Genomic DNA, 14,728 nt, shown 5'->3' with positions numbered 1-14,728 from the left:
CCGCATATAATAAATAACTTGCAGTAGGCGGCTTTTATGTTTGATGAAAATAAAGAGGCCCGTCCCTGAGGACGGGCGTTTGTTGTGCGGTTTATCTCGGAACCACTTCACTCTTCCCCTGCCCTGTCAAAACGGAAGCTGACGAGGGTTGCGAATATGGACGCAACGAGCAGAACGAACATCAGCAGTGTCCACTCGTCCACAGCCGACGGCGGCAGCGTCCAATCCTCTGTCAGGAAGAACACTACGATCGCCATGATCCCGGTAAGCAGGCCGAGCACCCTGAGCGCCGCTGCCGACCTGGACCTGCGCGTCTTTTCGTCTTCGACGGACCGGTTCCTGCCCGCAACGATCCCTATCGCGCCTGCCGCCAATGCGATCACGGCGCATATCAGGTTCAAGGGGGACCATTTTCCTCCACCTTCCATATCCTCCGGGACGACCGTCTCCGGAGCGGCGGATATGACGGATATGTAGTGATCTCTAATGACATTGTTGAAAGTATACGAACCGGCGCCGGGAAGCTCCGGTCGTTCCTCTCCGTCGATGAAGACCGCTTTAATATCATATCCCTGTCTGGCGGAGAAGGTGAACGCCGCACTGCCGCCTTCCTTGACGCTCACGGTACCCAGCGGGTCTATGTACGATCCGTCATCGGCACTCGAATAGATGTAGAATGTTGCGGGCGCGGTGCCCCCGCCGGGAACGTACGTCCAGACGGGATACAGGTCCACATCTCCGCTGATGACGAACGTATCACCCTCCGCATACACGGCGGAAGAATCGCCGGGGACCGTACTCCACCCTTCAAAGGTGAAATTCGTCCTATTCAGCGTACCCTTTCCAAGGACCGTTACCTGCGACCATATTGCGTAGGGGCTGCCGGGATCGGCCGGAGCGGCGCCGCTGCCGGCTCCGTCGCTGTGATAAATGACGCTGTAGGTCAGGATCGCCCACTTGGCATAAAGGACGATATCTGCCGTGACGGCGTCGGAATCAAAATCCCAGACCTGGGAGCATCCCGCATCCGTATGCCAGCCTCCGAACGCATGGTCCGTCCGCTGCGGCTCAACAGGCGCCGCAATTGTGCTTCCTGCGGCAACATTCAGCCTCGGCGCCTCCTTCCCCGGTTCGGGTGAGTTATACCAATTGGGCACGGCGTCGTAGTTGAGGTCGAAATCCACTCTGTAAAGGTCCTGCTGCCACTCTGCCGTCAGTGTCTGTTTTGCCGAGTGAATTATGTCCCCGGGCTGATAAAGAGGGAACGCGTCCGCAGGCAGATCGGTGAGAGGATGGCTGCCCAGGAATTCCTGGACAGATATTTCGACATAACCGTTATCGGCCGCCCATTGTGCATAGCCGATCCAGTCCAGGTCCGGTACGCTGCTGCGCCATCCCAGGAATCCGTAGTCGGGGGAAGAATGCTCTATCGCCGAGCGCGGCATCGCGATAAGGTCCCCCGAAGGGACATCCGGTATGCCGACGGCGGTCATCACATAGTAGCTGTTGTTCGTGCCGAAGTTCAGGCTTTGTATCACTTCATAGACCTCGCCCGAATTGTCCGGATTTTCTATCTCAGTCGGCACAGCGTCCGTCCAATCGGCGCCGGCGCCGGGGTTGAACATGGTCCAGAATATCTCGACCGCTCCGGCATTGGGGAACGTATCCCGCTTATTTCCCAGCGCGTCATAGGGGATCTCCACCACGTACGGTACGGACCCGTCGCGGTACAGCTCATTGGATGTTGGGCTCACGATGAAACACTTTTTCTTCGTGACACTGCCTTCCGCCCCGACATAGTCTCCGTACTCCGTAGATATCGCGGTGTTCGGATCTCCTCTGTTGGCGGTGCCGTTGTAATGTGCAAATATGTTCTTGACAAGTATCCCCTCGGTCGAGCTGATCCCGTTACTGTACCCGCTTGACCCTGTGGTGTGGTAATAGTGGTTTGTTTTCGGGTTGCCGTAGGTATCATGGTTGCCGTTGTCATAGCCTATGTTCCCGTTGTTCTCAAGCATACGGGGATCCATTCCGAGCAGGACCCCTTGGAAATCAGCGTCACAAAGGGGGAGGACGAAGACGTTACCTGTCCTCGAACGCTCCAGCATGTCGCCGAGCACATTACCGGAAAGGCCGTTGATGGTATTGATATTCGATTGGGAAGCGGGATAAAGCACATAGTTCCCGACAAAGATATTGTTGGTCAATTTCGGCATCGGGGGAAGATGTTCGATGTCTGTTCCGTAGTTGCCCGTATCGACGGCGATCGCGCCGCCTCCTCCTGTGCTCCCATACTTGAGGGTGGGATTCACTCCCGCCGGATATGCGCCTGTCACCCCGTTGTTGTAGAATGTACAGTGTGTGACCTCCGATTCGGTCAGTCCGAAATAGTTTATCGCGCCGCCCGCACCGTCGGTGACCGCGGCGGTGAGACCAAACATGGACCCTCCGTAATGCGCCCCGGCGACGGTGTTGTCGTAGAATGTGCAGTTTGAGATGCTGCTCCTTATGCTGGTAAAGGTCTGCGTCCCTTCGACAAGTATCGCGCCGCCGTCATCCTGTGCGAAATTCTTCTCGAAATATGAGTTATGGATGTTCAGTAAGGCGCCGGTGTTGCCGTCGGCGGCGTTGATGTACAGAGCGCCGCCGTCCATCCTTTTGTTTGCGCCCGCCGAAGAGATCGCCTGCATCGTTCCGACGGATCTGTTCTCAATGAATGCGCAGTCGTCGATGCTGAGGCTGAAATACGAGCCCTTCGCATGTATTGCCGCGCCGCCCTCGTCGCTGTTGGTGGAGCCGGTGACGCTGTTTTTCAGGAACAGGCAGTTTCTGAGATCATATTCGGCGACATCCGCAGACTGGCCGCCCCTCAGAACTATCGCTCTGTTGACATTGTCGCTGAAGGTACAATCAACAAAGGAGGCGTCGTTCCTGTTCCCGTTGAAGGTCACTGACGTTCTTGTAAGGTCAGTGAACGAGCAGTTTGCGAACTCATAGTTCCCTCCCTGCAGCTGCATGCCGCCGGTATTCGGCACTTTGGAATCGTTCGTGAGTTTCACATCTTCGAACCTTATGGTGCCCGTGCCGTTATTGACGATATCGAAATGCCGTTCGCCTGTTTTTGCTGTCAGCGCCGTACCGCCGCATATGGTAATGTTATAGTCGTGTGTGGAAGGGAGTATTATCTGTATGGTGCCGTTAAGCTCCAGATCGTCAGCGAAGTCCTCTGTCAGGAAGATGTTCGTATCTTCGAATGCGTTGATCATAGCGTCCGAAAGTTCCTGCACCGTGTCCGCGTACACATCGGCCGGATCGGCTTCCGTTCCCTCCGATGCTATCAGAAGGGCCGACATCATGATTACTGATACCAGCAGAATCGCCGCTGCCGCTGCCTTCCCATTCCTGTTGGGATTTGCTATGCTGGCCGAAATGGTACGCTAAGCAGCACGGCATTTTCTATAGGTAGTTGGTATAATATTCCCTTCCCCCTCTGTATTTTATATGAAATAATTTGTCTGGCGAGCATCCCATTACATACGACTTAAATATTTTGGACATATTTTTTATATGAATATATATCAATACATATGCAAAAAACTGACAAACTCCTCCTCCGAAAAAAGTGTCGTTCCTTTCAAAATAAATATTATTATAACTGTCTGCCTATACTCAAAAAGAAAATGGTGAATCCATGGTTAAAGAGAAAGTGACCGTTTCAGTTATCAAAGCGGACGTAGGTTCCGTTGTAGGACACTCGAGGCCCCATCCTTCTATGATGCAGGTTGCAAAGAAGATCCTGGCAGACAAACAGAGGCAGGGGATCCTTGAAGACTTCTATGTCACCCGCGTGGGGGACGACATAAACCTTTTCATGACCCACTACAAAGGAGAGGGCAACAAAGAGATACACAGCGCCGCGTGGGAGTGTTTCCAGGAAGCCACCAAGATCGCCAAATCCATGAAGCTGTACGCCGCCGGCCAAGACATACTCACCGATGCGTTCTCCGGCAACGTCAAAGGCGCCGGGCCCGGCTCTGCGGAGATGTCGTTCGAGGAAAGAGGATCGGAGCCGCTGTTGTTCTTCATTGCGGACAAGACCGAACCCTCGGCATACTCCCCCATACTTTCCAGGATATTCCTGGACCCCTTCACGACCACCGGACTGGTCGTCGACGCAAGGGCGAAGAAAGGATTCGACGTGGAGGTGCATGATGTCATGGACAGCAAGAAGGTGGTCCTCTCCTCGCCGGAGGAGACCCTCAGCATCCTCGCGCTCCTCGGAGACACCTCAAGATACGCCATTAAAAGAATATCCTCAAGGGCGGGGATCGGTCCGGCATGCGTCATTTCTACCGATAAGCTCAACCTTACCGCAGGTAAATACATCGGAAAGGACGACCCGGTGTGCGTCTGCCGCTGCCAGAACGGCCTCCCGTCTGTCGGGGAGTACACACAGCCGTTCCTTATGACATCCTGGATCGCGGGAGGATGGATGAGGGGTTCTCACTACGGAACATTCTACCCCTGCTCTCCGGAGGAATCCGATCCCACATATTTCGACGGACCTCCGAGGATATGCTGCCTCGGGTTCCAGCTGAATGACGGGAAACTTCAGGGGCTGGAGGATATCAACTCCAAAGGCGGAGACCATGTGCCTGTCGATTTCTTCGGCAACCCAACGTTCGACACCGCCCGCACAAATGCCATAAAGACAAGCAGGTTCCTCAGGACGCAGGGGCCTTTCACTCCCTCGATACTTCCGGCGGAGGAAATGGAATACACTTCCAGGCCGGAGGTTCTCAAGGAATTGAAACAGAGGTTTGAGAAACTTGACTAAGAAGGTCACTAAGCCGGCGATCATCGTCAATTTCAAGGCATACAGCGAAGTGGAGGCGAACGGCGCCCTCGCTCTCGCCAAGATATGCGAGGCTGTGACAGATGAAACAGGAATAACCATAACGGTCTGCCCCCCGGCCGTGGACCTTTCGCTGATATCGAGGAGCGTTTCGATCCCCGTTCTGTCTCAGAACGCGGATCCCTACGCACCAGGTTCGGCCACCGGCTGGACCACTCCCTCTATGATTAAGGGATGCGGTGCGGCCGGAACTCTGATCAACCATTCCGAACATAAAACACCCTGGAAAAGGATCGGAGAATGTGTTGAGTTGTCAAAGGGCGTTGACCTTATGACCGTTGTTTGTGCGGAAAATGTCCAATCCGCGGTACAGGTGGCTGAGTTCAGACCGGACTATGTCGCTGTGGAACCTCCGGAGCTCATCGGAGGGAATGTATCGGTGACCACGGCGAACCCCGCCATCATCGAAAAGACCGTGGAGGCCGTAAAAAAGGTGAACGGGTCCATCTCGGTCCTCTGCGGCGCGGGCGTGAAGACCGGCGAAGACGTCAAAGCGGCGATAGATCTCGGCACCTCCGGAGTGCTTCTTGCATCCGGCGTCGTTAAAGCAAAGGACCCCAAAGCAGCGCTCCTTGATCTTGTGAAGCGCCTCTGACCGGCCCGGGACGACCGTATGCTCTCTACAGGGCATTTTTTGAAAAGATGTCTTCCCCTTACCCGCCCTCATCTGCAACAGAACGGCATGTGGTTATAAGGCGTAAAGAGCAATCCGTCAGACGCCGTGTGTATTGGACAAATGGTAAGGATAGGGGATCGACCCCTTTGCTGTCCCATGCCCGCAATCACAATAACATCTTCGGGTTAGCTTTTTCATGCCCGCTTCCGTCATCAGATTACCATCATCTTTTCTTGTATCTTCGTATCCTGTTCTCTGAACTTTTGCGAGGATGCCGCACCGCTGCATGCATTGACCCTTCGGACCGGCGTACAAAGCTGTTTGGTCAACTCAAAAACTCCTTCGATCGGCCCCTACGGATCTTCAAGAGGTTTGTCATTTTCCTGAACTTTATGTTCACCGGGACCCTGTGCTGTAAGTTCTCAATCTTTCCCCTATATTTCGAACGAAGCAACGGCATCCCTGCAAATTTCATTTCTCCCTCTATCTGTAAAACAGTCTGTCGATATATATTCATGCTTATTGTATAACCTCCTAACTCTAGTATTTCGCATTTTAATATAAACCGAACAATTTGTATTATATGGTCAAAAAAAGGTGCCTTGCTCTCATTTTGCTGCTGTTCTTATCGCCCGTGTTGTTCGTTGAAAACAACTCATCGGGGGAAATAACGGACGGGGTCCTTTTCTCCGAGGTGCAGCCCTTCGGCAGCCATGAAGGGGTATCTCTTTTCAACTATGGTCCCGAAAATGTGAATCTTAACGGCTGGTCCATAACCGACGGGGAGGGGACGCTCACATTTGCAGAGGATATCTGTATCGAACCTTTTACAAGGCTGACCATTGTAAAGACCGCCGCCGCAGACGATTGGTTCTCGGGGAGGGACCGCGTGATAACTTTCGACGATGAGCGCATTCAAAAGAAAGGGAGCTTCATACTTGCGGACGCCGGGGACGATATCTACCTTTACTGCGGCAGCGTATTGATCGATGCTGTTTGCTACGGGAACAAAAAGGCAGAAGAGGGCTGGGTCGGGGAGCCCGTAAGTCTGCCCTCAGGCAGATATCTGCTTCGCATAGGCTCCGTGGATACAGATTCTCTTACCGATTGGAACTCTACAAAACCGGGTCTTACCAACAACGTTTTCGATCCGGAACTGTATTTCGACGCCGTCGTGACGCCTTTCAGCTTCCCTGAATCCCGCGGCTCTCCCATTTTCAAAGAGATAGGGCAAGCCGAGCGCGAGGTCCTGATCTCCATCTATCTCCTTACAAGCGTCCAACTGGTCGCCCTCCTTTGTGATCTTTCGGAGAGGGGGGTGAGAGTATGCGTCCTTTTGGAAGGGAATGTGTTAGGATACGATATCAGCACCGAACTCACGCTGATGCGGTCCCTTGCCGATGCGGGAGGCGAGGTGTACCTTATCAACGATCCCGCGGGCAGCTACAAACGGTTCTCATATTTCCACAACAAGTATGCGGTAATTGATTCAGAGAAGGTGATCGTCACTTCCGAGAATTGGACCTCCAGCAACCTGGGCCCGGGCTGTTCGAACCGCGGCTGGGGGATCGTCGCGGAAAGTAACGGTTTCGCAGAATATGTCAGGAACGTGTTCCTCAGCGACCTGAACCAGGCATACGGGGACGTCCGCCCCCTTCTTGATCTCTACCCTGCGCTGAAGCCGTATCAGGGGGCCCTGAGTTTCAGCGGGGCGGAGGATCATCAGGAAACGGCAGCCTTTGACGCCAGGATAATGCCCGTGCTGTCTCCGGATAATTCCGCATCCGCGCTGAAATACTTCATCGAGAATTCCGACGTAAGGGTTTTCTCTCAGCAACTTGACCTGGGAAGCTCCTACAAGACCGTCGCCGGAACCTCTCCGCTGAGGTGGATGCTGTCAGCGGCGGAAAGGGGGGTCGATACGCGATTAATCCTGGACTCCTCCGCGAACGGCGGCAGGAACGACGAATATGTCAACACTCTGAATAATACGACCGCGATCAAAGCTATTTCTGTGAACGGCAGGGCATCGTTCTCCCTCATACACAACAAAGGCGTGATAATGGATGATCTGGTATGGGTAGGCTCGGTAAACTGGACGGAGGGTTCGTTCGTTAACAACAGGGAATTCGCCATGGTCATAGATTCCCCTGAGGTGACCGCGTTCTTTGCCGAGCTGTTCATTGAAGACTGGGGAGTGAATGAGCACACCATTGCGGAGACCGGCCTTGAAATAACATTCGATGTGCTTTCGTTCAACGGGGAACCGATCTATGCGTTCTATGTCTCCGGGCCGGAACATTATGCCTATGTGTGGGACGTTCTGGGCGAAGGCATTCTCAGACGGTCGGACATAAACATGATCGTCTGCACCGGCCTTCCCGAAGGGACCTACACAATAAGTGTGGCGATGGACGGAACGCCTTATTCGGCTTCCTGCGAATATACGGTGACCGACGGAGGAGGTTATTCTTTCGGCGGGGATAGTCTCTGGGCCGCCGCCGCAGCGGGCCTTATGGCCGCCGGCGGTGCAGGCGTTATTATGAGAAGGAGGAATAATAACCGCTGACCGCCATACCTTTTTGATGTTAGTAAGGCAGATGACCGTCTCCGATATAGACAGTGTTTACGAGATCGCAGACAAGTCGCTCGGCGAAAGGTACGTCCGTGAGGTGTTCCTTCTTTTCATCAACGGGTGGCCGGGCGGACAGCTGATTGCAGCGGATGACCTCGGAAATGTGATAGGATTCCTTTCGGGAGCAAGGCTACCGCAGGACAAAGCGTCGATACAGATCTTTGCCGTGGACCCCCGCCGCAGGAGAGAAGGGGTCGGAAGCAGACTGCTGGAGGAATTCAGATTCCGCACCTCAATGGACGGAAGACACTACATACAGCTGGAAGTGAAAGAGGAGAACACCGGCGCCATTTCTTTCTACGAAAAGAGAGGGTTCACGGCCATCGCATATCTGGAGGAATTCTACTACGACGGCGGCAGCGCCCTGAGGATGATGTGCAGCGTGCGGGGGAACTCATGATCATTTCATGTCATCAATGGATTCAAGGAACGTCTGCATTTTGAAAAACCCGCGTTCGGCCGCTTTTTCGTCCTTTATATATTCAAGCTCTTTAAAGCCGCGGCCGATGACCTCGGATATCGAACAGATCACCTGCAGGATGTCCGCCAATTCCTCCATGCTCTTGGATCTCTGGTATTCCGCGACCTCTTCCAGCAGTTTTTCGTTCAGCGCCTCCAGAAACTCATCGTTGTCCATTATCCTGAAGTTTGGCATCTCCCCGCTCTCGATTATTAAGGCCGGGATCCTGTCCCTGACGAGCTTATTCACTGTTCTGACAGCCATGAGAGCATAAACACGGCGGAATTTGAAAAATGTTTGTACACGCTGAACGCCCGCGCAATCTGGCAATAAACAGGTGATTCGGGCGCGCGCCGAACAAAAGAATATTATTTCAGAGATATATATGGGTGCGATGGGTATGCTTAATGACATTTATAAAGAGCTGTTCGATCTGCTGAACGGATCGAATACCGGAGATCCGAAAGCGCTGAACGGCCTCGGCTTCATGTGTGAAAACGGGAAAGTCGTACAGCAGGATTACAAAGAAGCCGCCAGGCTGTATAAGCTCGCTGCGGATAAAGGACTTGCCGACGCACAAAACAATCTCGGCCTCATGTACGCAAGAGGAAAGGGCGTTGATAAAGATCATAAAGCGGCCCTTGAGCTTTTCAAGCTCGCCGCCGGACAGGGTAATGCGAGCGCGCAAGCCAACCTGGCCCACATGTATTCCGAAGGGAGAGGCGTGGACCGCGACTACAAAGAAGCATTCAGGCTGTACAAGCTGGCGGCGGAACAGGGACTTGCCCGCGCACAATCCAGCCTCGGTCAGATGTATTTCGAAGGGAGAGGCGCGGAACGCGACTACAAAGAAGCCGTTCGGTTATGCGGACTTGCCGTCAAACAGGGCGACGCCAGAGCACAGAACACCCTCGGATTCATGTATGCCTGGGGAAAAGGCGTGGAGCAGGACAGCAACGAAGCCGTCAGGCTGTATAAGCTAGCTGCGGAACAAGGCAATGCGGACGCGGAAGCCAACTTAGGTTTCATGTATGCTTGGGGAAAAGGCGTGGAACAGAACCACAAAGAGGCCGTCAGGCTTTACAAACTTTCAGTGGAAAAGGGTAACGCCAGGGCGCAAGCCAACCTCGGCTACATGTACTTTGAAGGGAAGGGAGTGGAGCTGGACTTCAAGGAGGCCGTCAGGCTGTACACTCTCGCAGCCGAACAGGGAGACGCGATCGCGCAAGCCGAACTCGGCTACAGATATGAATGGGGCAAGGGTGTGGAGCAGGATTACAAAGAGGCCTTCAGATTGTACAGGCTTGCCGCTGAACAGGGCAACGCCATAGCGCAATACAAGGTCGGCCACATGAATGAAAGGATCCTCTTCGAGAAAGATTATGCCGAGGCCGCGAAATGGTATGAGCTGGCGGCAAGACAGAACGAATCGCAGTCACAGCACCGCCTGGGCGTATTCTATAAGGAAGGAAGGCCCGGAGTGGCCAGGGACTTTGTGAAAGCGAAGAGAATGCTGGAATCCGCCGCTAAGACATACGAGACCGACGCGCACGCGCTCGACGCATTGTTCGAATTGGGAGAGATGTACGAGAACGGGCTGGGCGTGGAAAAGAATATGCTCCTTGCCTACAAGTACTACGCTGTCGCGGCCAAAAGGGATCACTTCAGGGCGGCCAAAAAGATAGAAGGACAACCGTTCAATGCCTCGGAGATCCTGGAACTGATGGGAAACGGTGCTCCCGTATTGAAACAATGACGGATGCACCACGGGGTCACATGTTCGATCGCTGATCGTCAGATTTCGCAGCATAAGGCAGCACCCGCGACCACAGGCGGAAGTTAAAAGGGAGAGAACAACAGCGCGTAGAATACCGCTGTTTCCTCTCCGGAGGGATGACCTCCGCCGAATGACCTGTCCGGCGGCGCCCGGAATCTTTTACTCTCTGTTGGATGTATGTGCCAAACTATAATAAGGGCATAGCCATCTACTCCTCGGTGCCCGGATGAAAGGAAAACTGTATGGAGTGAGCATAGGTCCCGGCGACCCGGAACTCCTTACCCTAAAAGCTAAAAGAACGATCGAAGAATGCGGCATCATCGCATATCCGGTAAGAGTGCGGGGGGAACACAGCACCGCATTGAACATCGTCAAAGGAGCAATAGATGTCTCGGGAAAACAAGTCTTGGAGCTTGTGTTCAGTATGTCATCCGACAAAGCGGTCCGATCGTCCAACTACGGCGACGCCATAACCGAGTTGACGTCCGCGCTTGAAAGGGGGGACGACGTCTGCATGATAACGCTCGGCGACGCCACCGTGTACAGCACATTCATGCGCGTAGGCAAGGATATCGAGAGCAGAGGCTATGAAATGGAGGTGGTCCCGGGAGTGCCGTCGTTCTGTGACGGTGCCGCAAGGGCAAAGATACCGCTGACGATAGGCACGGAAGGTCTTGCGGTCGTCTCAGCGGCAGAGGGATCTGAACTTTTCTGTAACGCGCTTGACGAGTTCGATAACGTGGTGATAATGAAAGCCTACGGCTCGATAGACAGAATATCCGAAAAGATCGAGAGCCTGGATCACGGAGCGGATGTGTTCGTTGTCAGCAATGTCGGCCTCGATGATCAATATGTCGGACCTCTTGACAAAAAAAGAAAGTACGGCTATTTCACCACTGTGATAGTAAAGAAAAGAAAGGAGACCAAACGATGACGCACGTTACAAATGTCAGTCCAAGGAGATGACATAATGTCCGGAAAACTGTACGTAGTAGGATTCGGACCCGGAAACAAAGAAGACATGACCCTGCGGGCGGTCAGCGCGGTAGAGAACGCCGACCTTGTGATAGGTTACACCACATACACTGACATCCTAAAGGAGTACTTTCCCGATAAAACATACAAAACGACCGGCATGATGAAAGAGGTTGAGCGGTGCAGGATCGCCATCGAAGAGGCAGATAAAGGACTGACCGTCGCTATGGTGAGCAGCGGAGATTCCGGGATATACGGGATGGCCGGGATAATCTACCAGATGGCCGACGAGATAGGATCTGACATTGAAATAGAGACCGTGCCCGGAGTGACCGCCGCCTCATCCGCCGCCTCGATATTGGGTGCGCCGCTTATGCACGATCTCGCCATCATAAGCCTTTCCGACCTCATGACGCCGCTTGATCTCATCATGAAGCGCATAGACCGCGCAAGCGACGGGGACATGATAATCGCATTGTACAATCCAAAGAGCAAGAAGCGGACGGACCATCTCCAAAAGGCGGTGGAGATCATAAGCGGATATCGCTCTTCAAAGACGCCGGTCGGCATCGTTAGGAATGCCGGCAGAAAGGACGAAAGCAAAAAGATAACAAAGCTGGGTGCGATCGATTATGACGAGATAGATATGTTCTGCATAGTGATAATCGGTAACAGCCAGACTTATATCTCAAAAGGAAGGATGATCACTCCGAGAGGCTATGAGATATTAGGTGTTTGAAATGATATTCAAAATAATGAAGAACAAAAGGAAGGAGGGTGAACATGTCTGAGAAGACTTTCGTGCTGCTGATCGGACACGGGTCCAGGCTGCCGTTCAACAAAGAAATGGTCGATATGCATGCAGGATTGCTAAAAAATAAAGGATATTGCGTCCGCACCGCATTCAATGAAATGACCGACCCTTCAATAGAAGATGCTATGGGATCAATGGCCGCTGACGGCGTCAGCGAGATCGTTGCGCTGCCGCTTTTTGTAGCGTCTGGGAGGCATACGACACAGGACATACCATGCAAACTCGGAATACCGGAAGGATACGGGAGCTTTGTGTCGACCAAGTATGGCAAAGACATCATGATCCATTACAATGAGCCCTTTGGCGATGACCCTGGCGTCACGCAGGTCCTGCTGGAGAAGCTGAAGAAGGTAGGCTGCTCCGAAAACACCGGAGTATTGCTTGTTGCACATGGCTCCCCAATGAAACATAACGCCGACCTTGTCAACATGACATCCGACCGCCTGAAAGCATCCGGCGTCAGGAATGTGTTTGCCGGTTTCAACGAATATAATGAACCGACCATAGAGCATTCGTACGAAGAGATGATGAATGCCGGGTTTGATAGGATCATCGTGCTTCCTATGTTCCTCGCTTCCGGCGCCCATATCGGTGAGGAGATACCGGAGAAATTGGGCATACCTGCAGGCAGCAACGGGGGGATTGTGGAAAGAGAAGGCAGAAATATCGCGATATTTTATGCCGAGCCCCTTGGACTAAATCCTGACATGAATGACATTCTTGTCAAAAAGATCGGGAAGCCGGTTGCATTGCGTTGATCCAGATTCCAGGCAGTTAATAAGTACCATGAAACAATAAGCGCAAGGTACGATCAGGTTGCCTGAGTCTATTCATTTTTCAACTCATCTAGAATCGTTTCACATCTGGGTTTCAGGAGAGGAATGTCCTCTGTCATGATGATCCATATTCTGTGCATATTGGTCTTGTGGTAACTGTGTGCTATAAAGTCGCGCAACCCGGCAAATTCAGACCATTCTATGTCCGGATGTTCTTTCGTGATCTCTTTCGGGAGTTTCTTCACATACTCCCCAATCTGTATGAGTGCAAAGCAGCAGCTGTTCTGGTACAACTCATCTCCGAGGAAGTCTTCTTCATCATTTCCGAAACGTTCCATTGCCGATCTTATAGAATTACAGAATCTGATGATCATCCCAAGAGCATATAACGGGCCGCACTCATCTTTCATAGACCAGTACCCCGTCTCTTTCGATTTCACTTATGAAGACATCTCCAGCCTTCAGTGCGGTAGCATCTACTATATCCACTTCGCTTTCCAGACCTGCTGTCAGATCGTTCATGAGGCCCACCAGTTTAAGGAGGCTTACATCATCATCAGGATATACGCAGAAATCATAATCGCTTTTTTCAGTTCCGTCGCCTCTGGCGCGGGAACCGAACAGATATATCCGTTCGAATCCGCCTCTTCTCGATGCTATCGGCTCGACTATTCCGCGAATGCGCTGAATCTCATCGTTGCCGATCCTGATCATGTTATTGTGATTGTTCTGTCTGACTATAAAACTGTCTGTTCCAATATACGGGATAAAAAGAAGGATCCCCGATCGTTGTTATAATAAATACACGTGTTTCGATGTACCCATATGCGGGGCGATGTATACAGGCAAAGGGGCACCAATCTTCTCATCTTTGCTTTGGTGCTTACCCTGCTTTGGATGATCTATTTGATCTATACCGAGTTCTTTATGGAACACGGTCTTTTTCACATTCACCACCGTGGCAGGATTATTAGAAACGCATTGGGGCTGCCGTTGTTATTATTTTTCCTCCCTTTTTTCGTAAGAACGAAGTATACTTTATCCCCGAACAGCCTTTTGATCAAGGGTGCATTACGATATAAAGAAGAAATCTATTATTCTTCCATTAAGCATGTAGAAGCGGAATATGACACTGAACAGAGTTCTTTCTCAGCGAAAAAGATCAAGAATATACGAATAAGCTACGGCGTGGACAGAACGGTCACTATCCATCCTGCACGGACAGAGGAGTTCCTGTCAAAACTGATGTCAAGAGTTCCAAAACCTCGCATATGAGCAAAATATAAGGAAAAGAAGTGATAGTACGGACGGAACGGAGTGGGTCCTGTATGAAGGAGCCTGATTTTGATGCACTGAGACGTCCATAAGAAGACCTGTACAAATGGTTTGATGTGAGACTTCTTAAGCGTACAAAGAGGCTGCAAAAAATTCAGTATGTGTCCGATAAAGATCTCTTTATCGCGGCGATCATGTCCTCAAACGTTGCCCTTTCGGGGATAATGTCCACTTTTATACCGAGAGACGTCAGCATATCGATCGTAGGTCTACCTATCGCGGCAACCTTTACCTTACCAAGCATGTCTGCGGTTTTAATGGCCCTGCTCTCAGCGGCCTCTGCAAAGGACTGTGCGGAAAGGGGACTCGTGAAGGCGAACACATCTATCTTTCCAATATTTCCCGCATCCAGTATCTCTTTGAGATATCCTGGATCAGCGGGCTTCAGACTATAGGCGGCAAAATCTACGACCTCCGCACCCGCT

The 14,728-nt window shown here is 52.2% G+C and carries 13 protein-coding genes; 8 read left to right on the top strand and 5 right to left on the bottom strand.

The features are described 5' to 3' along the window. Positions 1 to 107 precede the first annotated feature (107 nt). Complete coding sequence (locus FWG96_04370) at positions 108 to 3,356, bottom strand: InlB B-repeat-containing protein (GenBank protein MCL2032483.1); 3,249 nt, start codon at positions 3,354 to 3,356, stop codon at positions 108 to 110. A 335-nt stretch (positions 3,357 to 3,691) separates the two neighbouring features. On the opposite strand from FWG96_04370, the gene FWG96_04365 reads away from it, so the two are divergent. From FWG96_04365 to FWG96_04350, 4 genes are all read left to right on the top strand, one after another. After that, positions 3,692 to 4,837 carry a fructose-1,6-bisphosphatase gene (locus tag FWG96_04365; protein MCL2032482.1) on the top strand — a complete coding sequence of 382 codons (1,146 nt, stop codon included), beginning with the start codon at positions 3,692 to 3,694 and terminating at the stop codon, positions 4,835 to 4,837. After that, the gene (gene tpiA / locus FWG96_04360; GenBank protein ID MCL2032481.1) at positions 4,830 to 5,510 is read left to right on the top strand and encodes a triose-phosphate isomerase; all 681 of its coding nucleotides are present in this window, start codon (positions 4,830 to 4,832) and stop codon (positions 5,508 to 5,510) included. The genes FWG96_04365 and tpiA overlap by 8 nt, the downstream gene beginning before the upstream one ends. A 604-nt stretch (positions 5,511 to 6,114) precedes the next feature. Further along, entirely contained in the window at positions 6,115 to 8,100 is a 1,986-nt protein-coding gene (locus FWG96_04355; protein ID MCL2032480.1) for a phospholipase D-like domain-containing protein, read from the top strand. Between the two features lie 16 nt (positions 8,101 to 8,116). Beyond that, positions 8,117 to 8,566 carry a GNAT family N-acetyltransferase gene (locus FWG96_04350; protein ID MCL2032479.1) on the top strand — a complete coding sequence of 150 codons (450 nt, stop codon included), beginning with the start codon at positions 8,117 to 8,119 and terminating at the stop codon, positions 8,564 to 8,566. On the opposite strand, the gene FWG96_04345 is transcribed toward FWG96_04350, so the two are convergent. Further along, positions 8,567 to 8,890 carry a nucleoside triphosphate pyrophosphohydrolase gene (locus tag FWG96_04345; GenBank protein MCL2032478.1) on the bottom strand — a complete coding sequence of 108 codons (324 nt, stop codon included), beginning with the start codon at positions 8,888 to 8,890 and terminating at the stop codon, positions 8,567 to 8,569. It lies immediately after the preceding gene. 136 nt (positions 8,891 to 9,026) lie between these two features. Here FWG96_04345 and FWG96_04340 point away from each other — a divergent pair, with 136 nt between their 5' ends. The 4 genes from FWG96_04340 to FWG96_04325 all read left to right on the top strand — a co-directional run bounded on the left by FWG96_04340 (position 9,027) and on the right by FWG96_04325 (position 12,950). Next, a complete protein-coding gene (locus FWG96_04340; protein ID MCL2032477.1) occupies positions 9,027 to 10,382 on the top strand; it encodes an SEL1-like repeat protein in 1,356 nt (451 codons plus the stop codon). A 247-nt stretch (positions 10,383 to 10,629) separates the two neighbouring features. Then, the gene (gene cobI / locus FWG96_04335) at positions 10,630 to 11,337 is read left to right on the top strand and encodes a precorrin-2 C(20)-methyltransferase (GenBank protein ID MCL2032476.1); all 708 of its coding nucleotides are present in this window, start codon (positions 10,630 to 10,632) and stop codon (positions 11,335 to 11,337) included. A 12-nt stretch (positions 11,338 to 11,349) separates the two neighbouring features. Next, entirely contained in the window at positions 11,350 to 12,117 is a 768-nt protein-coding gene (cobJ, locus tag FWG96_04330; protein MCL2032475.1) for a precorrin-3B C(17)-methyltransferase, read from the top strand. 44 nt (positions 12,118 to 12,161) lie between these two features. Then, on the top strand, positions 12,162 to 12,950 hold the full coding sequence (locus tag FWG96_04325; GenBank protein MCL2032474.1) for a ferrochelatase: 789 nt from the start codon (positions 12,162 to 12,164) through the stop codon (positions 12,948 to 12,950). Positions 12,951 to 13,018: 68 nt separating this feature from the next. Here FWG96_04325 and FWG96_04320 read toward each other — a convergent pair whose 3' ends face one another. The 3 genes from FWG96_04320 to FWG96_04310 form a co-directional block, all read right to left on the bottom strand. Then, positions 13,019 to 13,378: a DUF86 domain-containing protein gene (locus tag FWG96_04320; protein ID MCL2032473.1), complete on the bottom strand. Its 360-nt coding sequence runs from the start codon at positions 13,376 to 13,378 to the stop codon at positions 13,019 to 13,021. Further along, positions 13,368 to 13,682 carry a nucleotidyltransferase domain-containing protein gene (locus FWG96_04315; GenBank protein MCL2032472.1) on the bottom strand — a complete coding sequence of 105 codons (315 nt, stop codon included), beginning with the start codon at positions 13,680 to 13,682 and terminating at the stop codon, positions 13,368 to 13,370. Before FWG96_04315 ends, FWG96_04320 begins: the two co-directional genes overlap by 11 nt. 715 nt (positions 13,683 to 14,397) lie before the next feature. Beyond that, on the bottom strand, positions 14,398 to 14,728 hold a 331-nt coding region (locus FWG96_04310), incomplete at its 5' end, for a uroporphyrinogen-III synthase (GenBank protein ID MCL2032471.1).

The sequence above is a fragment of the Candidatus Methanoplasma cognatum genome (assembly GCA_009777615.1).
Classification (GTDB): Archaea; Thermoplasmatota; Thermoplasmata; order Methanomassiliicoccales; family Methanomethylophilaceae; genus Methanoplasma; species Methanoplasma cognatum.
The sequence above is the reverse complement of the archived record's forward strand: the minus strand, read 5'-3'. Positions and strand labels throughout refer to the sequence as shown.